General features: G+C 55.9%; 26 protein-coding genes. 1 reads left to right on the top strand and 25 read right to left on the bottom strand.

What is annotated here, in order from left to right; genetic code table 11:
- Positions 1–8 precede the first annotated feature (8 nt).
- Genes GXX57_10415 through GXX57_10405 form a run of 3 tightly spaced genes read right to left on the bottom strand, consistent with a single transcriptional unit; the run spans position 9 to position 2,463 of the window.
- Positions 9–875, bottom strand: coding sequence for a hypothetical protein (locus GXX57_10415; protein HHV45060.1), 867 nt, complete (start codon positions 873–875; stop codon positions 9–11).
- Positions 876–907: 32 nt separating this feature from the next.
- Positions 908–1,372, bottom strand: a complete 465-nt coding sequence (locus GXX57_10410; GenBank protein HHV45059.1) for a QueT transporter family protein — start codon at positions 1,370–1,372, stop codon at positions 908–910.
- A gap of 17 nt (positions 1,373–1,389) precedes the next feature.
- Entirely contained in the window at positions 1,390–2,463 is a 1,074-nt protein-coding gene (locus tag GXX57_10405) for a flippase-like domain-containing protein (protein ID HHV45058.1), read from the bottom strand.
- 129 nt (positions 2,464–2,592) lie between these two features.
- Between GXX57_10405 and GXX57_10400 the strand changes: the two genes are divergently transcribed.
- Positions 2,593–3,237 carry a M23 family metallopeptidase gene (locus GXX57_10400; GenBank protein ID HHV45057.1) on the top strand — a complete coding sequence of 215 codons (645 nt, stop codon included), beginning with the start codon at positions 2,593–2,595 and terminating at the stop codon, positions 3,235–3,237.
- Between the two features lie 57 nt (positions 3,238–3,294).
- Here GXX57_10400 and GXX57_10395 read toward each other — a convergent pair whose 3' ends face one another.
- From GXX57_10395 to GXX57_10290, 22 genes are all read right to left on the bottom strand, one after another.
- On the bottom strand, positions 3,295–3,735 hold the full coding sequence (locus tag GXX57_10395) for a hypothetical protein (GenBank protein ID HHV45056.1): 441 nt from the start codon (positions 3,733–3,735) through the stop codon (positions 3,295–3,297).
- Between the two features lie 65 nt (positions 3,736–3,800).
- Positions 3,801–4,358: an elongation factor P gene (efp, locus tag GXX57_10390; protein HHV45055.1), complete on the bottom strand. Its 558-nt coding sequence runs from the start codon at positions 4,356–4,358 to the stop codon at positions 3,801–3,803.
- A gap of 12 nt (positions 4,359–4,370) precedes the next feature.
- Positions 4,371–5,429, bottom strand: a complete 1,059-nt coding sequence (locus GXX57_10385; protein ID HHV45054.1) for an aminopeptidase P family protein — start codon at positions 5,427–5,429, stop codon at positions 4,371–4,373.
- Positions 5,429–5,893 carry a type II 3-dehydroquinate dehydratase gene (gene aroQ / locus GXX57_10380; protein HHV45053.1) on the bottom strand — a complete coding sequence of 155 codons (465 nt, stop codon included), beginning with the start codon at positions 5,891–5,893 and terminating at the stop codon, positions 5,429–5,431. The genes GXX57_10385 and aroQ overlap by 1 nt, the downstream gene beginning before the upstream one ends.
- Positions 5,890–6,981, bottom strand: coding sequence for a 3-dehydroquinate synthase (locus GXX57_10375; protein ID HHV45052.1), 1,092 nt, complete (start codon positions 6,979–6,981; stop codon positions 5,890–5,892). Before GXX57_10375 ends, aroQ begins: the two co-directional genes overlap by 4 nt.
- Entirely contained in the window at positions 6,923–7,516 is a 594-nt protein-coding gene (locus GXX57_10370) for a shikimate kinase (protein HHV45051.1), read from the bottom strand. The genes GXX57_10375 and GXX57_10370 overlap by 59 nt, the downstream gene beginning before the upstream one ends.
- Positions 7,513–8,661 carry a chorismate synthase gene (gene aroC, locus GXX57_10365; protein HHV45050.1) on the bottom strand — a complete coding sequence of 383 codons (1,149 nt, stop codon included), beginning with the start codon at positions 8,659–8,661 and terminating at the stop codon, positions 7,513–7,515. The genes GXX57_10370 and aroC overlap by 4 nt, the downstream gene beginning before the upstream one ends.
- Positions 8,662–8,671: 10 nt before the next feature.
- Positions 8,672–9,211 (bottom strand): YqeG family HAD IIIA-type phosphatase, encoded by a 540-nt coding sequence (locus tag GXX57_10360; protein ID HHV45049.1) that lies wholly within the window; start codon positions 9,209–9,211, stop codon positions 8,672–8,674.
- A gap of 271 nt (positions 9,212–9,482) precedes the next feature.
- Positions 9,483–10,178: an RNA polymerase sporulation sigma factor SigK gene (gene sigK, locus GXX57_10355; GenBank protein ID HHV45048.1), complete on the bottom strand. Its 696-nt coding sequence runs from the start codon at positions 10,176–10,178 to the stop codon at positions 9,483–9,485.
- Between the two features lie 113 nt (positions 10,179–10,291).
- Positions 10,292–11,500 (bottom strand): U32 family peptidase, encoded by a 1,209-nt coding sequence (locus GXX57_10350; protein HHV45047.1) that lies wholly within the window; start codon positions 11,498–11,500, stop codon positions 10,292–10,294.
- Between the two features lie 14 nt (positions 11,501–11,514).
- Positions 11,515–12,507: an endolytic transglycosylase MltG gene (gene mltG, locus GXX57_10345; protein ID HHV45046.1), complete on the bottom strand. Its 993-nt coding sequence runs from the start codon at positions 12,505–12,507 to the stop codon at positions 11,515–11,517.
- Positions 12,508–12,712: 205 nt separating this feature from the next.
- Positions 12,713–12,979: a DUF1292 domain-containing protein gene (locus GXX57_10340; protein ID HHV45045.1), complete on the bottom strand. Its 267-nt coding sequence runs from the start codon at positions 12,977–12,979 to the stop codon at positions 12,713–12,715.
- A complete protein-coding gene (ruvX, locus tag GXX57_10335) occupies positions 12,963–13,397 on the bottom strand; it encodes a Holliday junction resolvase RuvX (protein ID HHV45044.1) in 435 nt (144 codons plus the stop codon). Before ruvX ends, GXX57_10340 begins: the two co-directional genes overlap by 17 nt.
- 13 nt (positions 13,398–13,410) lie before the next feature.
- The gene (locus GXX57_10330; GenBank protein HHV45043.1) at positions 13,411–14,349 is read right to left on the bottom strand and encodes a 4Fe-4S binding protein; all 939 of its coding nucleotides are present in this window, start codon (positions 14,347–14,349) and stop codon (positions 13,411–13,413) included.
- A gap of 27 nt (positions 14,350–14,376) precedes the next feature.
- Positions 14,377–14,649, bottom strand: a complete 273-nt coding sequence (locus GXX57_10325; GenBank protein HHV45042.1) for an IreB family regulatory phosphoprotein — start codon at positions 14,647–14,649, stop codon at positions 14,377–14,379.
- A gap of 41 nt (positions 14,650–14,690) precedes the next feature.
- Positions 14,691–17,339, bottom strand: coding sequence for an alanine--tRNA ligase (alaS, locus tag GXX57_10320; GenBank protein ID HHV45041.1), 2,649 nt, complete (start codon positions 17,337–17,339; stop codon positions 14,691–14,693).
- 95 nt (positions 17,340–17,434) lie between these two features.
- Positions 17,435–18,463 (bottom strand): AI-2E family transporter, encoded by a 1,029-nt coding sequence (locus tag GXX57_10315; GenBank protein ID HHV45040.1) that lies wholly within the window; start codon positions 18,461–18,463, stop codon positions 17,435–17,437.
- A gap of 31 nt (positions 18,464–18,494) precedes the next feature.
- Positions 18,495–18,716: a hypothetical protein gene (locus GXX57_10310; GenBank protein HHV45039.1), complete on the bottom strand. Its 222-nt coding sequence runs from the start codon at positions 18,714–18,716 to the stop codon at positions 18,495–18,497.
- Between the two features lie 62 nt (positions 18,717–18,778).
- Positions 18,779–19,828: a tRNA 2-thiouridine(34) synthase MnmA gene (gene mnmA / locus GXX57_10305; protein ID HHV45038.1), complete on the bottom strand. Its 1,050-nt coding sequence runs from the start codon at positions 19,826–19,828 to the stop codon at positions 18,779–18,781.
- Positions 19,813–20,223 (bottom strand): Fe-S cluster assembly scaffold protein NifU, encoded by a 411-nt coding sequence (gene nifU / locus GXX57_10300; protein HHV45037.1) that lies wholly within the window; start codon positions 20,221–20,223, stop codon positions 19,813–19,815. Before nifU ends, mnmA begins: the two co-directional genes overlap by 16 nt.
- A gap of 14 nt (positions 20,224–20,237) precedes the next feature.
- The gene (gene nifS, locus GXX57_10295; GenBank protein HHV45036.1) at positions 20,238–21,404 is read right to left on the bottom strand and encodes a cysteine desulfurase NifS; all 1,167 of its coding nucleotides are present in this window, start codon (positions 21,402–21,404) and stop codon (positions 20,238–20,240) included.
- Positions 21,401–21,862 carry an Rrf2 family transcriptional regulator gene (locus GXX57_10290; protein ID HHV45035.1) on the bottom strand — a complete coding sequence of 154 codons (462 nt, stop codon included), beginning with the start codon at positions 21,860–21,862 and terminating at the stop codon, positions 21,401–21,403. Before GXX57_10290 ends, nifS begins: the two co-directional genes overlap by 4 nt.
- Between the last annotated feature and the right edge of the window lie 282 nt (positions 21,863–22,144).

Raw genomic sequence — 22,144 nt, 5'->3', positions numbered from 1 at the left:
TTAGTCATTTAGAGGGTAAACACCTCAAGCCACTGGCGCAGTTTGTGGCAGCGAATATGTAGCTTGATGGGCCGGTGATCGGCGAATTCCAAAAAGGCCGAATGGCTGCCAGCACTGCGTCTGTCCTCCAGGGCCGAAATATTATACTGCCAAATCGACTCCCCTGCGATCAGAAAGTCCCGGCGGTAGGGATACTCCCGGTTCAGCCTCAAATCACCAATATGGGCATGGCCATAGAGGTGAAAAAGAACGTTGGAAGGTAGCGGACGCAGTCGCCCTAAAAGGTCACTGGGCCGCTGACCCCCGGGAAAGGCATAGTGGGAAACCAATATGGCCGGCTGAGCAAGCTGGGCCACTTCAGCAGCCAGTTTCCTGTATTCCCCCTCCCCGTAGGGGTAGGCCGCAACATCACCCATAATCTGTCCATGGGTGGTCCACCAGTGTAGGTCGGGGGCACTGTGGTCGGAAAGGAAATAGACCCGGCAGCCGAAAAACTCCAGGGAGAAATATAGATCATCGATGTGGGCTAGGGTACGCCATTGGGGATGGGCCACGGCCAGTTCATATAACGGCCAGCGGGGCTTCCCTACCCTCAATAGGTCCATCTCATGATTCCCCAGCAGGTAACAGACCGGCACCGGAAAGACTTCCAAAAGCTCCATCACCTTGTTGGCCACCGAGAGCAAATCGGTCAGGTTATCGCCACAAAGCACGTCCCCCAGCATCCAAATGCCCGCTAGGGGTAAGTTCAAAGCCAGGATATCCTCCACCGCGTTGCTCAGGCACCGAATCGCCTCTTGGGGATCGCTAAGCTGCAGATCGGAATTCACCCAAATATAACCGTGCTGTTGTTCTTTAGGTCTTTGCGTCATCATGAATACTCAGTTTCCGTTAAGAATGATCACATTTATCGTTCCAAGGTCTTTTGTAGGATACGAATCAGGGGGATCCCCAGACCTAACACCACCACCGCCTCACTGATCGCGATACTGATTACCATCAGCCAGTAGGGCACCTTGAAGATAAAATACAAGTAGGCACTGATCAAGAAGGCATTCAACAGGATGGGCGCCGCGTAGGCAACCCAGGTAAACCTATAGCGATAGGTTACATACGCGGCCAGTAAGGTGACCAAGGACCCGCCGAAAATATCCCAGGGACCTAAACCACCAAGGATGTTGGCCAACATCACCCCAAGAAAAAGTCCCCAGACCGCTTCTCCATAGAGCATGGGCAGCAACACCAAAGCTTCCGCCACCCGGAACTGGATCATCCCAAAGCTAAGGGGTTGGGGCAAGATCGCCACCAAAACCACATAGATGGCTGCGATCAGGGCCCCGCGCAGGATTCTGGTCAATGCCTCTCCCCGCATTCAAATTACCTCACATCTTAACCTTCGCGAAACAGCAGCTGGATCTGTACGAGGGTAGCCAGCCCTCCCAGGCCTAAGGGAAGATAATAGGACAATAACCGCCACGTGGCCACAAAAGCCCCCAAATTGGTACCGGAAAGCAAAGGAGCAAACAAAGAGGCCAGCAGAAGCTCTGTTCCCCCAGAACCACCGGGGGTAGGGATCAGAGGCGCCACACAGGAGTGGATCAACTGCAGACCTAAACAGGTTTGCCAGGGCGTATTCGCCCCCGTCGCCCGTAAGAGCATAGGTGCCACCATAAAGATCGCTAACCACATCCCGAGGGTGGTCACAAAGGCTGGCAGAAGGCAACCCGGGCGTAACAGCTGGCCCTGGGTCAAGGCTTCCCCCACCTGCAACACAAAGGTACCGAACTTATCCAGGGCGCTGGAAAGAGAACGAAGAACTGGCCTTTTGTGCTCTTCCAAGCCCTTACCTAGCCGCCGAAAAAGCTCCCCAGCCACCTTAGTTCTAAAGGTAATGAAAACCACCGTGACCGAAAACACCAGGGCTACCCCTATCGCCAGCCACGACCAGGGGTAAACCGTAACCTTCAGCTCCGGGGGTAAGAGCAAGATAAGGGGACTTACAAAGACTACAAAAAAGAACCAGGTGTAGGCCCCTTCCAGGAAGGCAATGGACGAAGCCTCGGCCACCGAAAGACCGTACCGGGAAAGCAAATAAACCTGGGCAGGGATCCCCCCGGCGGTAAAGGGTGTGACCGTACTGAGAAAGGTATTCACCAGAATAATCCGCACCATATGCGGGAAAGACACCCTGCGACCCAACTGACGGACCAGAAGGGCCACCCGGCACGCCCTCATCAATAGATACAGGAAAACAAAACCGCAGGCCACAAGTACGAAACGTAGGTCCCAGCGTCCCAATTCGGCCCTTAGTAAAGGGAGGCTGATCTCACCGGCAAAGCGTTTGAAAACCATTAATACTCCTGCAAAGGTCAGCAACAGAATGAGCCCCAGACGCACGTAAAGCTTCCGGTTTTGAAAGTGCTTACGCAGCACATCCGGTGAGGCACCCTCTTCTTTGGACATCGTTGGCCCTCCCTTTCGCCTTCTTTGGCCCCGACCCCGCCTACCAAGAACCCCCAAAGGAAAGAAGATTCACTTTGTCGAATTGTTTCATCCACAACCAAGGATTCACCCTATGGGAGGAATCAACCATTGAAGCAAAGTATTGTGTATTTAGCCTTAATCCTGTTTTCTCTCTCCGCCTGTCTACTTCCGCCAACGGGAATAATCCCCGGTGAGGAACTGCCTCCAGTCCTGGACGAAGACCCGCTCCCACCCCTCACCCTCATCGCCGACGGATTCGATTATCCCGTGGGGGGCGGAACCGCCACAGGTTTCGGGATTACAGGGTACGGCTTCTTGGATTGGAGCAATTACAGTCAAACCTGGCATCCGGGTGAAGACTGGAATTACCTTTGGGGAAGCAGCCAAGGAAAGGCGGTATTGAGCATCGCCCACGGCGTGGTTACCGAATCGGTCTGGAACACTGCCCAGGGCAATATTATCCAAATCGAGCACACCTTACCCGATGGTCGCAAGGTTTGGTCCCAATACGCCCACCTGGCCGAACGGTGGGTGAAAGAAGGGGACCTGGTCTACCGAGGTCAGCAGATTGGTACCATCGGGGGTGGACCCGACAACAAGTTCGTTCCCCACCTGCACTTTGAACTACGTAAGGTGAAGCTACCTAGTAATGCTTGGCCCCGCTGGAATGGGGTAGCCTATACCAAGACCGAAGTGCTAAAATACTGGCTTGATCCTTCGGCCTTCATTGAGGCCCACCGGACATTGCCGTAGCCTGGAAAAAAGCAGGGAAGCGATCAATGTGCTTCCCTGCCCAGACGGGATTTTCAGTTAAACCTCATCGTTGTCTTCGTCGTCATCCAAGTCGAAATCTACGTCGAAGTCCTCATCATCGTCCTCGTCCTCATAGCAGTCGCAGCAGACTGAAGCGCCGCAGGTGGGACAAACGATATCTTCGAACTCATCCAACAGGGACTCGTCGACATAAACGTCCTCGTGGCACTCGGGGCACTCCACCATCACCACGCCCTCGTCCTCATCTTCGTCCCCTTCGTAGACACTGTCTTCCAAATCCAAAAGATCGTCATCTAAGGCGTCAAGATAATCCTCGATCTCATCCTGCCAATCGTAGATGTCCTCCAGTTCCCTGGTCAGCTCATCCAACACGTCAAGCAAGCTGTTCCACACTTCTTTGGCCTTGGCATCGCTGCCGAGAAAATCTGAACCCTGCAACAATCCCCGTACGTACGCCAACTTTTCTCTCGCAGTCAATCCTTACCCCTCCTCTTGCCTATCACTCTAAGATTATGCCCCATCCCTAGGGGTTCTACACACGATCAAGCTCTGGAGATGTATTCGCCTGTCCGTGTATCCACTTTCACAATTTCTCCCTCATCGATAAAGAGGGGAACCTGAACCACCAAGCCCGTTTCCAACTCCGCAGGTTTGCTGCCACCCGTGGCCGTATCGCCCTTGAAGCCGGGCTCGGTCCGCACCACTTTCAGTTCCACGGCGGTGGGTAGGATCACTCCGATGGGCGCCCCTTGATAAAACTGGACAAGGATCTCCATGTTTTCCTTGAGGTACTTGGCAGCGTCCCCTAATACCGCCGCACTCAGCTCCAACTGCTCGTAGGTCTCCGTATTCATGAAGACATAGGTGTTCCCACTCTGATAAAGATACTGCATCTCCGAGGTTTCAATGTGGGCCTGCTCCACTTTTTCCCCGGCCCGGAAAGTCCGCTCCACCACAGCACCGGTCTTCACGTTCTTAAGCTTAGTACGTACAAAGGCGGCCCCTTTGCCGGGTTTCACATGTAAGAATTCCACTACACTGTAGATGTCGCCTTCCACCACAATGGTCAACCCAGTACGCAGATCATTGACAGATATCACACCACTCACTCCTTAAAAACAGGTTAACTCTTTAGTAGTCTTGGTCAGGATACGGCAGCCATCCTCGGTCACCACCACCAAATCCTCGATCCTGACGCCGCCAAACCCGGGTAAGTAGATGCCCGGTTCCACCGTCACCACCATCCCCGGCTCCAGTATCGTCTGCACCCCCGGTCCCAATCCCGGGGATTCATGGATCAACAACCCCACACCGTGACCTAAGCCATGGCCGAAATGTTGACCATATCCCGCCGCGGTGATGATGTCCCGGGCCACCTTATCCACCTCATGACCGGTGACACCAGGGGCGATGGCTGCCAGGGCCGCCAGTTGAGCTTCCAAGACGATTCCATAGAGCTCTTTGGCTTTGTCAGACGCTGGTCCCTTAACCAAGGTGCGGGTCATGTCGGAACAATAATAATCTAATTGGGCTCCAAAGTCCATCACGAGCAGATCACCGGGCTCGGGTCTTCTTTGGGAGGGTTGGGCATGGGGTTTAGCGGCATTGGGCCCACTGGCCACAATGGTATCAAAGGCCAAACCTTCGGCCCCGTTTTCTCGCATGAACTTCTCCAAGGCCCAAGCGAGCTCCAACTCCGTATGATCCAAACCATATTCCTCCAACACATATTGCAGGGCACGGTCGCCAAGGTCTGCCGCCTTGGCAATCCGCTCAACCTCCGCAGGAGATTTCACCATCCGCATCCTGGTCAGGTCATCGTCCATGGGGACGAACTCTAGATTCGGTAGGTTTTCCTTCCACCGTTGGTATAGAGCTACATTCACATACTTGTCCTCGAAGCCCACTTTCTTCAAGGCAAGTTGTTTCAACTGCTCAATAGCCAGACCATCGGCCACCCCGCCGGTGATGACCTCGAATTCCGGTGCCTGTTGCCGGGCCTGTTCCTCATAGCGGAAATCCACGCACAGGCACGCCCGGTCCGCGGTGATCACCAAGGCCCCGGCGGTCCCCACAAAACCGGAAAAATAGTACCGGTTCTCGGGACGGACCACCACTAGTCCCTCCAGTTCCCGTTCTTTCAAGTGTTCCCGCAGTCTTGCCAATCGCATCAAGCGTTCTTCGGACATGTGCTCGCCTCCAAGTATTTCACGATCCCCGCCAAACCCAAAAGGTAACTGTCGGGTCCAAAACCGGCAATCTGCCCGATACAGACCGGCGCAATGACGCTGTGGTGCCGAAACTCCTCCCGGGCACTGATGTTAGACAGATGCACCTCCACTGTGGGAATTCTCACCGCGGCCACCGCATCCCTAATCGCAATACTGTAGTGGGTATAGGCCCCGGGATTAATGACGATCCCATGGTATTTGCCCAACGCGCTGTGGATCTCATCGATGATCCTGCCTTCATGGTTAGATTGAAAAACATCAAGATGCACAGCAAGCCTTGCCGCTTCTTGGGACAGTCGCTTGTTAATCTCCCCCAGGGGAATAGTGCCATAGACGTCACGTTCCCTAATCCCCAACAGGTTCAGGTTAGGTCCGTGAATGACCAGGATCCGCCATCTTGTCATAGGGCAGCCATCCCTGCTAGGACCTGCCGGGCCTGATCTATCTCCACCTGGTCCGTCAATTTCGCCTTGCCAAGTCCCTCCAAGACCACAAAACGGACCCGACCGTCCCGTACCTTTTTGTCTTGGGCAAAGGCTTCCACAAGCCTGTCCACAGACACTCCCCGCAAAGACAGGTTGTAGCCCATGCGACCCAAAAGCTCCTCCACCCGGGCCACCTCCCTATCGGCCAAAAGGCCCAAATCCCGAGACAGCCGCGCGGCGGCCACCATCCCCACCGCTAAGGCCTCCCCATGGCGATAGACCCGATACTCTGTCACCGCCTCCAAGGCATGGCCAAAGGTATGACCAAAGTTTAGTATCGCCCGCAGGCCGTGTTCTGTTTCATCCTCAGCCACAATGGCGGCTTTAATCTGAGTAGAGCGCAGCACCGCACGGGTTAATACATCCCGGTGCACATCCAAAAGACCCGCAAGATTGGCTTCGATGTACTGCAAGAACTCCTCATCATAGATGAGTCCGTACTTCACCACCTCCGCCAATCCCGACAACACCTCCCGGTGGGGCAGGGTCTCCAGGACCGAAACGTCAGCCACCACCAACCGGGGCTGGTAAAAGGCACCAATCATGTTCTTTCCCCGGGGATGGTTCACCGCCACTTTGCCGCCCACGCTGGAGTCTACCTGGGACAAGATGGTGGTGGGCACCTGGATGAAGGGAACTCCCCGCATGTAGGTAGCACTGAAGAAACCCACGATATCCCCCACCACGCCGCCGCCTAGGGCCACCACAAAGGAGTTGCGATCCAGCCCCACCTCAATGGCGTGATCGTACAGAAACTGGATAGTCTCCAGGTTCTTGTACTCCTCCCCATCGGGAATCTCCACGGAGCTTACCTCGAAACCTGCGGCCACCAGCCCTTCCCGGGTGACCCACCCGTAGTAAGCATCCACAATGGGATTGGAGACAATAAGGCACCGGTGCCCCAAATTCAGATCCTGGCAATACCGTCCCGTATCTCCGATGATATCACTACCAATCCGAATGTCGTAGCTCCGTTCCCCTAGGGCCACCGTCACCTGTTCCTGCATCCAGTTCCCTCCCCCCGGACAACCCCATAAGATAGTCGATGATCTCTGAACAAATCTCCTCTAGCCCACGCTGGGTAGTATCAATATGTACATGGGCCTGGGCATAGTAATCCTTACGCCGTTCCAAAAGCTCCCCGAGCCTTACCGCCGGATCCACCCCCTGCAAAAGGGGCCGGGTCTGATCCCTGTGGAGCCGCCGAACCAGATCCGCCACCTCAGCCCGCAGCCAAACCACCAAGGCCCGCTGCTTCAACAGGGAGATATTGTCCCTGTAGGCCACCGCGCCGCCCCCCAACGCGATCACCGCATCTTCTTCCTTTAAGGCGGAAATCACTGCGGCCCGCTCCAGTTCCCGAAAGGCCTCTTCACCGCGGGTTTGAAAGATCTCACTGATTTTTTGGCCTGCGCGTTCCTCCACCAAGGCGTCGGTATCAATAAAGGACCACCCCAGAAGCTCCGCAAGCCTCCGGCCAACGGTGGTCTTGCCCACACCCATCATTCCCACCAAGGCAATTCTACTATACGGTATCCTCATCGGGCCTGCAACGCCTTTTGATAATTTTCGTAATTGGTCCGGATCTCTTCCAGACTGTCCCCGCCGAACTTCTCCAAAAAGGCCTGAGCTAGCTCAAAGGCCACCACTGCTTCACCCACCACGCTCGCCGCGGGCACCGCGCAAACATCTGAACGTTCAATCCCCGCCGCTACCGGCTCTTTGGTCACCATATCAACTGACCAAAGGGGCTTGTACAATGTGGGAATCGGCTTCATAGCCGCCCGCAGCACGATGGGCTCACCATTGCTCATCCCGCCTTCGATCCCCCCGGCCCGGTTAGTCCGACGCTGGTACTGACCCTCGACGTAATAGAGCTCATCATGGGCCTGGGAGCCAAACTTCGCGGCCAGGGCAAAGCCCTCCCCCACTTCCACTCCTTTGATCCCTTGGATACTCATCAACGCCCGGGCCAAACGAGCATCCAGCTTCCGATCCCAGTGGACGTAGGAACCCAGCCCCACGGGCACGTTACAGGCCACCACTTCAAAGACGCCCCCCAGGGAGTCGCCCCTTTCCTTGGCGTCATTGACCAGACGCACCAACTCTTCTTCTTTGTCCCCGAGGATCCGGAAAGGTGATGCGGCCACCTTCTGGGCCGCCGCTGACAGATCGCCCAAATCTTGAGGGGGAATCTGGATAGGTCCGAGGGCCACAACGTAAGCGAGGATCTCGATCTGGAAGCTTCGGAGCAAAGCTTTAGCCACAGCACCCGCCGCCACCCGTGCGGCAGTCTCCCGGGCGCTGGCTCGCTCCAGTACGTTCCGCACATCCCCGTGCCCATATTTTAACGCCCCGGCCAGATCCGCATGTCCCGGTCGGGGCCGCGTGATGGGCGTAGAAGGGGTAACATCCTCGGGGGACATCTCCTGGGCCCAATTGGGCCAATCGCGGTTTTCGATGAGAAGGGCAATGGGACTCCCCAGGGTCTTGCCGTGGCGAACACCGGAAAGGATCTGCACCTGATCCTTCTCAATCCGCATGCGGCCCCCCCGGCCATAGCCCTGCTGCCGCGTGGCCAATTCCCGATCAATCTCTTCCTTGGTCAGGTTCACTCCAGCGGGAAACCCTTCGATAATAGTCACTAGGGCCCTGCCGTGGGATTCCCCCGCGGTTAGGTATCGCATCGTAAACCCCCTATTCATTAGAAAACCGGGTCCGGTAGGCCCGTAGGGAAATCAAGCCTTTCTTATACATTTTCGTCAGGGTCCATCTCTCCAGACGACGCATCAACTTGGTAAACTTCAGCTCCTGTTTACCCACGGGATTAATCAAGATGGTGTACATCCCCAACCGGTTCCCGCCGAGGATATCGGTGAATACCTGATCACCGATCACCGCGGTCCTGCTGGGTTCCACCTCCATGATCCTCACCGCCCGTAAAAAAGAACGCTTCGTTGGTTTTCCCGCCTTGGCGATAGCTGGAACATTCAGTTCCTTGGAGACCGTCTCCACCTGTTTTTCTACCCCATTGGAAACGATACAAACCTTCAAGTCCGAGTCCAGGGCCCTGTGCACCCACTCTTTCATGGCCTCGGAAACCTGGTCACTTCGCCATTCCACGATGGTATTGTCCACATCCAGAATCAACCCATCAATCCCTTGTTTTTTCAATTCCCGGGGATCAATCTCCAGGACAGAGACATAGCAACTTTTTGGACATAATAACGAAAACAAAGGGTTTCCTCCTCACCTGGCGGTCCTCCTTATTTTACCATGCACAGCCCTGCCTTTCAACAGACTCGGCCGCTACCCAAAGACCGCCCCTTTCTTCTTGAGAGCTTGTCCCGTGTCACCTTGAACAAAATCCAAGGGAGTCCAGACTCCCCGAAAGAATAAATCAGGATCCAGCTTGCGATGAGTCCCCTCACACTTTCTCTTCTCCAGTTTCCCAGAGCTTATTCTCCGGATTTACACTCCCCCGCCCATCCTAAACAAAACCAGGTTATTAGTCAACCGACATGGCGTCCTGCAGCTTGTTAATCGCCTTCTTTTCGATGCGGGAAACGTAGGAGCGGGAGATACCCAGCCGCTTGGAGATCTCGCGCTGGGTCTTGCGAGGACCCCCATCCAGACCATAGCGCAAAGCCAATACTTCCCGTTCCCGTTTACCTAGCCGATCCATCTTCTCCAGCAGCCGTTCCTGTTCAATCTTCAGCTCCACCTTCTCCCCCACATCTTCGTCGGAGCTGAGGATATCCATCAAGGTGATCTCGTTGCCTTCTTTATCGGAACCGATGGGATCCTGCAGCATCACTTCCCCTTTCAGTTTCTTCGTGGCGCGCAGATGCATCAGGATCTCGTTTTCTATACAACGGGCCGCATAGGTAGCCAACCGGGTATTCCGGTCCGGCCGGAAGGTATTGATGGCCTTAATTAAGCCGATGGTGCCGATGGAAATAAGATCATCCACTTCGTTATATGTGTTCTCGAATTTCTTCACGATATGGGCCACTAACCTGAGATTGTGTTCGATAAGGATGTTGCGCGCCCGTTCGTCGCCCTCTTGCATTTTTCGAAGAAGCTTCGCTTCTTCCGCCGGTGGCAGGGGCTTGGGAAACACTCCGCTGTTCGTCACATAGGCGGCAAGACACGCAAGACTCTCCACGAGGGATCCCAAAAGGGAGCTGAACCATTCACGCATCGCCATTTCATGCCACCTCCGCAGGAAGACTCCGGGGCACAAACTCTCTACATCGTATGTCTGAAGGGTGGCAAATGTGTATGTCCTCCCTGCTTTTGGGAAAGGGAAAGGCTTTAGGGCAAGGCGCGGATAACCGTACCTACGGGGGCCGGCGGCATTTCCAGGTAGATCAGGTCGTTAGGATGGGCCACGCCCTCCCGCCGGGGATCGGCGCACTGGAATCTTGCCTTCAGGGACACGGCACCCTGCCGGGGCAAAAGAATCTCCAGTGGGGTATCGGGTTCTAGGGTGTTGCGGACTTCCACCTCGGCCATCTGCTGTCCTTCATCGTAGCCCACCACCACACCCACGAACCGGTATTCGGTCTCGCTGTCTGTGTGGGGGGTAACCGCAGCATCGGAGGGAAGACCGAAATAGAAGCCTGTGGAATAGGGCCGATGGCTGATTTTATCCAGTTCTTCCTTGAGTTCTTCCAGGATCCCGTTGTACAGGTCAGGATCTGTCAAATAGGCATCGATGGCCCGGCGATAGGCATTGGTGACCGTAGCCACATAGTGCACACTTTTCATGCGCCCCTCAATCTTGAAACTTTTTACGCCGGCGTCCACCAGTGCCGGAATGTGCTCGATCATGCACAGGTCTTTGGAACTGAAAATATAGGTGCCTTGGGCATCCTCCTCCAGCGGGAAATACTCCCCCGGTCGCTTTTCCTCCTGCACCGTATAGCGATAGCGGCAGGGATGGGCACAATCCCCCTGGTTGGCGCTGCGTCCGGTGAAATATGCGCTGAGCAGGCAGCGACCCGAATAGGCGATACACATCGCGCCGTGGACAAAGCACTCCACTTCCAGACTGGTCCGTTGGGCCAGTTCCTTAATCTCCACCAACGACATTTCCCGGGCGGCGATGATCCGCTGGATCCCCTGGGCTTCCCAGAACTTAGCGGCAAGCCAATTGGTGGTATTCGCCTGGGTACTAAGGTGCAAGGGCAGTTCCGGTACTGTTTCTTTGGCTAAAGCCACCACCCCGGGGTCGCTAACGATCACCCCATCTACCCCCAAGTGGGCTAGGCGTCGTAGATGCTCCCGGAGGGCACCTAGTTGGGCATTCTTGGCGTAGATGTTCACCGTCACGTAAACCCTTCGCCCCATTCGGTGGGCATAGGCCAACAGTTCCGCCAATTCCCCATAGGACAGGTTTCCGGCCCCGGCCCGCAGACTAAAGGCCTTTCCTCCTACGTAAACAGCATCGGCCCCATAAAGCAGGGCCGTCTTCGCCTTAACCAGGTTACCGCCACAGGCTAACAGTTCAATCTGTGTCAACTTCACTTACTCCTTTACTGATACATCCGCCGGGCATCGACATGCTCCGCAAAGGTCCTGCTGAAATGATGGCGCCCGTCCCCCCGGGCCACGAAGAAGAGGTAATCTACGTCGGCGGGATTCAATACCGCCTCGATGGATCGTATACCCGGATTGCCAATGGGACCCGGTGGCAACCCGTCATTTCGATAGGTGTTATAGGGCGATTCGATCTGTAGGTGACTGTATAATAGACGGCTGACGGGACGCTCCAAAATGTACTGGATGGTGGGGTCAGCCTGCAACCGCATGCCCTGTTCTAACCGATTGTGGTATACCGCGGCCACCAGGGCCCGCTCATCGTGGTAAATAATCTCCTTCTCCACAATGGAGGCCAGGGTCAAAATCTCGTGGAGGCTGTACTTGGATTCCGCCTGTTCCACCACCGGCACCACGGTCTTAATGAACTGATCCACCATCCGTTTGATGATGGTCTCCTCCGAAGAATCGGTGAAAAGATAGGTATCGGGATACAAATAGCCCTCCAGGGAAGGGATGGGTTTTTCCAGGGGGAAGTTGTCACCGTAAATCAAGCTACTGTCCATGGCCAGTTCGATAAACCGCTCCCGGTCCACCAGCCCCCTGTTTTCCAGAATAGTAGCGATCTCTCGAATATTGGCCCCTTCCGGAATCGTCACCCGGTAAGTAATCACCTCGCCGGCCCGCAGCCGCCGGATGATCTCCAGCAGGTTCATTCCGGGACTTAAGCTGTAATTGCCCGCCATCAGGGAACCGTCCACCCCCAGGGCCCGGCTGATCAGGGCGAAAACCTCACCACTGCGGATGATTTGCTGTTCCTCCAGCATCCGGCCGATCTCTCGGGTCGTCATCCCCGCGGGGATGGTTACCACTGTCTCCACCGCCGTCTGGGCATCGGTCATCGGTAGGGTGTAATAGCCGAACCGGAAACCGATGACCATCACAAATAACACAACACCCCAAGCGATGATCCCTATGAGGAACTGCAATAGATGGATAAGTCGCGTCCTTAGACTAGACAATGCCTCCACAGAAGGCGCTGATCCGAGGGACGTCTTTCGGGATCGCACCCTTCCGTCTCCTCCCTCCTCCGCAAACTCCCCAACTACCTTTCTTAAACAGTCCATCGATGGTGTAGAGCATACAGAAAGGAAGACCCATCGGCAACTGGGCAGATGGGTCCCGGGTTTGGTTCTAGAACACTATCTCCACGTCTTCCAGCTTCTCCAATTCGGCCACGACCCGTTCAAACTCATCGTCGTCCTCAATGGAAACTAACACTTCCGTACCCTCTTCGTCCTGTTCAAACCGCAGGATGATTGCTCCCTCTTCTGCATCGTCCTTGGGGACCAACACCGCATAGTTGTTACCGTCCACCGTCAACACATCAAACAGAGAAAACACAAACTCTTGGCCGTTCTCGTCCTCCAGGATGATCTCGTCATCATTCACTACTTTCACGCCCCTTTTTCCGGTAATCCAAGTAATTTTGCAACATAACGGCGGCGGCCAATTGATCGATCACCTCCCGGCGCTTCTTGCGCCGGACGTTACCCTCAATCAGCACCCGTTCCGCTATCACGGTGGTGAACCTTTCGTCGAAGAACGACACCTTCACCTGGGAACACTGCTCTGCCAGGCGCTCCGCAAATCCCCGGGCTAGGGCCGCCTCGGGGCCCTCTTCCCCCGTAGTCCGCACCGGCAGTCCCACCACAATCTCTCCTACGTCATATTCTTCGACCAATGCGCAGATTCTATGTATGTCCTCGGCCAGGCCCCGGCGGGGGATCACAGTGTGGGCCGTAGCTGTCAACAACATAGGATCACTGAGGGCCACTCCGATCCGCTTTTGGCCCAAATCCAGTCCCATAATCCGCAAACCCATTTCTCCTCTAAATAATCTTCAAAGCAAACTCCGGACATGCGGCTCCACAATACCCACAAAGAAGACATTTTTGGTGCTCTATCCGAAGCCCTTCGGCACCAAGACTCAAGGCTCCCGCGGGGCAACGCTCGACGCAAAGGCCACAGCGTTGACACCAGGACTCCACATGAAGGGTCTTGTGTCGTACCAAACCCTGCAGGGTGGCATCATCTACCGCCTCCCCGGAAAACAGGGCCAGGTTCACCTCCACCTCCCCAATGGAGCTCATCCCCACCGCCACCGCATGGGTATGGGGAAAAGCCAAGGCATAGGCAAAGGCACTGCGCACATCCCCGATCAAATGTCCGCCGCCCAGGGCCTTCATTAGATAGACACCCTTGCCCAGGGCATGGGCCTTGGCAATGGCCCTTTCCATGGCCTCTCGTCCCCCGATAATCCCCAAACCCGCCTTGTTCAGCAGAGGGCTCACCACCTCTATCTCCGGATAATCGCAGATGGCCTCTACACAGGCCACATGGTGGGTAGAAACCCCGATAGCCCGGATAATCCCCCGGCCTTTGGCCTCCACCAGGTAATCCAAGGCGGGTCGATGACCTTTGAGGGTAAGGGCCGATTCCTGCTCATGGAGCATGAAAATGTCGATTACGTCCCGGTCCAATTCCCGGCGGGCCTCTTCCACCGCCTGCCGCATGCCCCCATAGGTATAATCATAGGAACGGCTAGCGATGATCACGTCGTCCCGGCCCGCCACCGCCTTCCGAATATAGGGGTAACACTGATAAAGCTGCGCCGTATCCACAAAGTTTATACCCCGGTCCAGGGCATGCCGGATCACCCGGGCCCCTTCATCCACAGGCAAATTCCGTTGTAAAGGGCCTACAGCCAACGCTCCGAAACAGAGTCGACTGACCCAAAGACCAGTTCTTCCCAGTTGAACCTTTTCCACCATCGCCGACAAACCGTTACCCAGCCCCTATTTGCTCTTCTTGGCCAGATCCTTCAGGTAATGTTCCACCAGCTCCTCCAAAAGTTCATCCCGCTCCACCGTCCGGATCAGACTCCGGGCCTTTCCATGGCTGGTAATGAACGCAGGGTCCCCGGAGAGCAGATAACCCACCAGCTGACTAACCGGATTGTATCCCTTCTCCTTAAGGGCTTCGAAGACACTGGCAAGGACGGAAGCCGCCCTGCTTTTCTCCTTGTCCATCCGAAACATCACGGTTTTATCGTCTCTATATTCCGTCATCCTCTCGGCACGACCCCGCCGGCTGTGCCTTTCCCTCCCCCTTACCTGTGATTTGTCAACTGTTCTCGCAAAATCTGCTTACCAACGGCAAGGGCATCGGCCAGTTTACCCGGATCCTTGCCACCGGCCTGGGCCATATCGGGACGTCCACCACCACCGCCGCCGGCCACCTTGGCCGTTTCCTTTATCACAGCACCGGCATTCACTCCCAGTTTGACTACATCTTTAGACGCCTTGGCTAAGAACAAGACCTTGTCCTCCGCCCGGGACCCCAAGAGGATCACACCGGAACCAAGCCTGGCCAACAGCTCATCACCCATCTGACGCAAAACCTTAGCATCGGCACTCTGTACCTCGGTCACCAGGACCGCCACTCCCTCAACCTGCTCAGCAGCATCCAAGAGCCTCTCCACTTGCCCCCGGGCCAGCTCCGCCTCCAGCTTCTCGATGGTCTTCTCCTTCTGGCCCAAGTCCGCAAGGAGCTTCTCCACCCGGTCCTCCAGATCCGCCACACCTACATTCAGCTTATCCCCGAGGGCACCCAGGATGGCACCCTGCTTCTGGGTCAGTTCTAAAGCGCCGAGCCCGGTTACCGCCTCGATCCGCCGGATCCCTGCGGCAATGGCCCCTTCGCTCAGGATCCTAAACAGACCAATTTCTCCGGTATGCCGCACGTGGGTACCACCACAAAGCTCCTTGCTGTAGTCTCCCACCTTGACCACCCGGACCACATTGCCATATTTCTCATCGAACAAATGAACCGCGCCTTGGGCCAAGGCCGCTTCAATCTCCATCTCTTCGGTAAGCACCGGCAGATTGGCTAGGATCTGCTCGTTAACCAACCGCTCCACCCGCGCAAGCTCCTCCTGGGACAGGGCCTTAAGGTGGGTAAAGTCAAAGCGCAGACCTGTGGCCGTAACCTGGGATCCTGACTGGTTCACATGTTCACCCAAAACATCCTTCAGGGCCCGGTGCAACAGGTGGGTAGCCGTGTGGTTTCTGGCGGTGGCCCGCCTTCTTTCCTCATCAATCTGGGCCTGGACCACCTCACCCACCCGGAAGGTCCCCTGAATAATCTCCACCTCGTGGACAATTAGGCCTTCCCGGGGACGGAAAACATCCAGGACCCGGGCCTGTCCCTGTTCTGAGGTGATTGATCCACAATCGGCTACCTGGCCGCCGCCCTCCGCGTAGAAGGGAGTTTGGTCCAGAACCAACTCCACCACACCCTCGGCCGGGGAAGCCTGCTCTAATGTGTGCCCGTCCTTGACCAGGGCCACGATCTTGGCTTCCTGTCTGGTGGCTTCATAACCCTGGAAGACCGACGATACTTCCCTCAGTTCCTCGTAGGTATCCTGTTCGTCCCCCAGGTAGCCTTTCGCTTTGTGCTGGGCCGCACGGGCCCGCTGCCGCTGCTTTTCCATTTCCTCCCGGAAGCCGGCCACGTCCACTTCTAGACCCGATTCCTTCGCGATCTCCGCGGTCAACTCCACCGGAAAACCGTAAGTATCATAGAGCCGGAAGACTTCGGCACCGGAGATCTGCTGCCGTTGTTCGGCCTTGGCCTTAGCGATCAACTCCTCCAAAAGACTACTCCCCTGGGCCAAGGCTGCGGAGAAACGTTCCTCCTCCTGATGGAGGACCTCCTGGATGTACTCCAACCGTCCCTCCAGTTCCGGATAACCCGGCAGCATCAGTTGGACCACCTTGGCCGCCAATTGGGCGGTGAAAGGTTCCCTAATACCCAACAAACGACCATGGCGCACCGCGCGGCGCAACAGGCGCCGGAAAACGTAACCCCTGCCTTCGTTACTGGGGATCACCCCGTCGTGGGCCAAGAACACCGCACCTCGCATATGATCGGCGATGACCCGGAGGGACACATCCTTCTGGGGATCCTCTTTGTATCGACAACCGGCCAGGGCCGCTGCCGCGTCAATAAGGGTACGGACCAAGTCCGTTTCGAAAATGTTCTCCACATCCTGCAAGATCACCGCGATCCGCTCCAGCCCCATCCCGGTATCGATGCCCGTCTGCTTCAACCGGGTGAGATTCCCTTCCTCATCCTGGTGATACTGAATGAAAACCAAGTTCCAAAACTCCAAGAACCGCTCACAGTCACAACCGGGTTTACAGTCACTGCCACAGGCGTACTTCTCCCCGCGGTCGTAGTGGATCTCCGAACAAGGACCACAAGGCCCCACGCCGATCTCCCAGAAGTTGTCCTCCCGGCCTAACCGGACGATCCGCTCCTGGGGGACACCGATTTTTTCGTTCCAGATCTGAAAAGCCTCATCATCATCCTGGTAGATCGTAACCCAGAGGCGATCCACCGGCAGCTTGAGATGTTCTGTCACGTACTCCCAGGCAAACTCGATGGCTTCCTGTTTAAAATAATCCCCAAAGGAGAAGTTCCCCAACATCTCAAAGAAAGTGCCATGTCGGGCAGTAATCCCCACATTATCGATATCCGCGGTGCGCAAACACCGCTGACAAGTGGTGACCCGCCGGTATTGGGGAGTATCCAAGCCGAGGAAATATGGTTTGAAGGGGACCATTCCCGCACCGGTAAGCAACAGTGTCGGGTCATTGTGGGGCACCAACGAAGCACTGGGTAAACGTTTGTGTCCTTTGCTCTCAAAATAACTTAAGAACTGCTCCCGCAGTTCGTTACCGGTCCAACTTGCCATTGGTCTTCCTCCTAAAACCCACCTATGACGCACATTTTAAGGGTTCTAACTCATTCCGATCATACCAGATAATACTGCAATTGACAACAAGCGGTCTAGGGCTCCCAAAGGCAGAGGTGGCGCCAGAAATGACCTGCGAGGATCTTGATGATGGCCGTCACCGGGACTGCCAGAAGCATCCCCAAGATCCCTCCCAGGCTGGCCCCGGCAAGGACCACGAAGATCACTACGACTGGATGTAAACCCACCCGTTCACTGAGGATCCGCGGCCCCAACACCGTTGATTCCACCTGATTGGCTACCACAAAAACCACCAGGACCCACATCGCCTTGGTGGGAGAATCGGCCAAGGCGAAGACCAGGGCCGGGATCGCCCCTAGGACGGGACCAAAATAGGGGATGAGGTCGAAGACACCGGCCACCAGACCAATCAACACAGCAAACCTCACACCGGTAATTAGAAGCCCGATGGTGATTAACAGCCCCACCAGCAGAGAAACCAACAGCTGCCCCCGGATGAAACCAGCCAAGACCTGGTTGGTCTCCTGGAGGATCCCCAGGATCCGCTCCCGGTACCGGGCCGGAAGTAAGGCTCTAAATCTATCGGCGAAGTAGGTCCAATCTCGGAGAAGATAATAGGCAATAATCGGTGAGATTGCAAGGCTGGCCGCCTTGGAAAGCAACCCAAAGAGGGTTTCCATCGCCCGGCGGACCAACCGGGCTGCCAACTCCTGGATCCGATCTAAGGACTGGGCGATGATGATCTGCAGAAAATCCGGGACGCGGATGCGGCGAAATCCAGAGACAGCGGTATGAAAAGCACTGGTCAACCCATCCATTTGGCTGGGCAACCCTTCCAAGGCCTCGTTAAATTCCCGGGTGATCACCGGCAGAAGACCCACCGCGAACAAAAGGACGGCAACAACGATAAGCCCGTAGGTAATCAGGATCGCGGTATTCCGGGGAACCTGCCGGCGCTCGAAGAGGCACACCAGCGGATTGGCCACATAGGCAATAAACCCAGCGAAGATAAAGGGGGAAAGGATCGCCCGTAGGCGCACCAGCAAGACAATGAAAAGAAGCAGAACCAGTGCGCAAGTCGCCTGGTGTGCCCGCTCATCCAAGCTGCTAACCTCCCCACAGGTCCCCTAGAACCTAACTCCGCATGGCATTCACAGTCCTGTCGATGGCATGTTTCCCCATACGGATCACGCGATTCACCCTGGGACCGGTGGCCTCCATGGTGCGCCGGGCGGTACGGGTCATGCCCTCCATGGCGGAGGAACCCATCTCCATCCGTCTGCTAATCATCGCCCCAATGGTCATGCCCACCAAAGCACCGGCCAACATGCCCCGCCAGAAGCGGCTGCTGAACATGTCCCTTCACTCCTTTCGGAATAGCAGTTCAGCAATATTATGCCCACCTGGGGGGAATTCAATCAGGCTCTTTTTCTAATACGTCCCCCACCCACCACAAGATCGTCCTGGTACCAGACCACCGCTTGGCCCGGGGTAATGGCAAACTGGGGTTCTTCAAAGACCGTCCGCACCTCCCCCGAGGGCAACGGCTCAATCCGAGCCTTAGCCGCACCCGCGTTGTACCGGATCTTGGCCATGACCTCCAGGGGCTCCTCCAAATAGGGAATACTAATCAGGTTGACCTCTTCAGCCACGAGGCTCTGTCCCAGAGCGGCTTCCTTTGGCCCCACCACCACTTCATTCCGCTCCGGATTCAGGTCCACCACATACAAGGGAGTTCCCGCAGCGATTCCCAGGCCCTTCCGCTGGCCGATGGTATACCAGGGTAAACCCTGGTGCTGTCCAAGGACCCTACCCTCCACATCCACGATGTTGCCTGGCTGTGGCGGTTGGGCCAGGTAACTGCAAAGAAAATCTCGGTAGTCCCCAGCAATGAAACAGATCTCCTGGCTTTCGGATTTCTCCGCACTGGGCAAACCATATTGTCGGGCCAGCTGGCGGATCTGTTGCTTAGTGTATCCTCCCAGGGGAAACATCACATGGGCCAGTTGCTCTTGCCGCAGGCTATACAGCACATAGCTTTGATCCTTTCGGGTATCGGCCCCGCGCCTTAAAACGAAGCGCTCCCCAAGCCTCTCCACCCGGACATAATGGCCGGTGGCCAAGTAATCCGCCCCCAGGCCCAAAGCGGCCTCAAGGAGAACACCAAACTTGATGCGGGGATTACAAAGGACACAGGGATTGGGGGTCTCCCCCCGCTGGTAGGTCTCCACAAAGGGGGCGATGATTCTTTGGGCAAAGGTCTCGCGGAAATCAAAGACATAGTGGGGGATCCCAAAATGCTCCGCGGTGGCCGCCGCTGCCCGGGCCGTGGTCTGGTCCGTGGCATCGGGCACCACCTCCATGGTCACCCCAAAGACATCGTAACCCTGATCCAACAGTAGCGCCACAGCGGTGGAGGAATCCACTCCACCGCTCAGCGCCACCGCCACCTTTACTCTTCTTGACATCCTTGACAACACTTCACTTCCTTGGATTCCCCGGACAGACCAAGGTAATCATCGATGGCCTTCTGCAAAGCATCGCAGGCCAGGTTGGAACAGTGCATCTTCTGGGACGGCAAGCCGCCCAAAGCTTGGGCCACATCTTTGTTCGTCAACTTGCGGGCCTCTTCAATGGTCAAACCCTTGGCCATCTCTGTGGCCACACTGCTGGTGGCAATGGCCGCACCGCAACCAAAGGTCTTGAACTTGATATCCACAATCCGATCGTTTTCTACTTTTATATACATCCGCATGATATCCCCGCACACCGGGTTTCCCACCTGACCGACTCCGTCGGCATCGGGAATCTCACCAACATTACGCGGATTTGTGAAATGATCCATAACTTTATCTGTATACATGCCTCTCCCACCTTCTACCGCTGTTTCTCATAAAGCGGTGACATTTCCCTTAGTTTTTCCACTGCGGTAGCCACAGCTTCCACCACATAATCTATCTCTTCTGCGGTGTTCTCCCTCCCCAGGGTCAACCGCAGAGAACCGTGGGCAATTTCATGCTCTAACCCCATGGCCAGCAGCACATGGGACGGTTCCAGGGAACCGGAGGTGCAGGCAGAACCGCTGGAAGCAGCAATTCCCTGCAGATCCAGGTTCAGTAGCAAGGCTTCACCTTCCACATACCGGAAACAAAGACTCAGATTGTTGGGCAACCGTTCCTCCGGGTGTCCAGTCAAGATGACCTCGTCCACCCGGGCCAGGATGCCGTCCCGCAGACAATCCCGCAGCTCCTTGATCCGAGGTTGCACCCTTTCCCTTTCTTCCTCCGCGAGGGTGATGGCCTTGGCCAGGCCCACAATCCCTGCGGTATTCTCGGTCCCTGCCCGGCGGCCCCGTTCCTGGGCTCCGCCATAGATGTGCGGTACAAACCGGGTCCCCTTCCGGGCGTACAGAACACCAACACCTTTGGGACCGTAAAACTTATGGGCCGACAAAGACAATAGGTCACAGTTTAGATCGTTGACATTGACCGGGATCGCACCCACCGTCTGCACCGCGTCGGTGTGGAAAAGCACACCTCTGCTGCGGGCGATCTCGCCGATCTCCGCGATGGGCTGAATGGTCCCCACTTCGTTGTTGGCATGCATAATGGAGATCAGGATGGTATCCTCCCGGATGGCCTCCGCCACTTCCTGGGGATTCACCCGCCCATAGTGGTCTACCCCGACAAAGGTTATCTCAAAACCCCGCTTCTGCAGGAATTTGCAGGTATCGTAGACCGCGTGGTGCTCGATGCTGGAGGTGATGATGTGTTTTCCCTTACGTTCATTTGCCCAAGCCACTCCCTGCAGGGCAAGATTGTCCGCCTCGGATCCCCCCGAAGTGAAATAGATCTCCTCGGGCTTAGCTCCAAGGACCGCAGCCACCTGTTCCCGCGCCTCTTCCACGGCCCGCTTCGCTTCCCGTCCTAGGGAGTAGATGCTGGAGGGATTCCCGTAATTGTCCGTCAACAACGGCAACATCGCCTCCACAACCTCCGGACGGGGTTTCGTGGTTGCCGCATGATCCAAATAGATTCTTCTCATCGATTGACCTCCTCCATGGGGACCTCCGGGGAATCCTTTTGGTCCTTCTCACGGGCCTTATCACACAGATCCTGGAGTGTGGTGTTGTCCAAGACACCCTCAATACTGTCTTTCAATTCCTTCCACAGGTATCTGGTCACGCACTCCCTTTCCCGTTCACAGGGCACCGCATTCTCCCCCACACAGTCCATGGGACTGATGGGTCCTTCCAAGCTTCGAATGATGTCACCTACCACAATCTGATCCGGGGGCATAGCCAACTCGTAACCACCCATATGTCCCCTAATACTATTGACCAAACCGGCCTTTCGTAATGCCGCCATCAGCTGTTCCAGATAACTGTCGGAAACCCCCTGCCTTTCTGCAATTACCCGTAGGGGCATGGGACCGCTACCGTAATGCATGGCAAGTTCCACCATGGCCCTCAGGCCATAGCTGCCTCGGGTTGAGATCCGCATTCAATCACCCCAGTTTCAATTCCTACTAATTTAGTAGGCTTTCGGGAACATCGTAGCACAGGGACCAGCCTCTGTCAACAGTTTTTTTGTCCAGATCTCTATCATCTTACAAGAAACGGAGGTAACCTACCGGGCTTGACGGATGTCATCCAGATCGATCGAGTAGGGCAGCGCTAGCTGATCATTTCTAGCGCTGTCCCTCTCACAGAACCGTGCGTACGGGCCTCGTACACGGCTCCTGGTAAACCTCAGTCAAGTCGTTTCGTAGTATTGATGCAAGAT

This window comes from Bacillota bacterium, from assembly GCA_012839765.1.
GTDB lineage: Bacteria > Bacillota > Limnochordia > DUMW01 > DUMW01 > DUMW01.
Note: the sequence above shows the minus strand (reverse complement) of the source record. Positions and strands in the feature narration are given on the sequence as shown.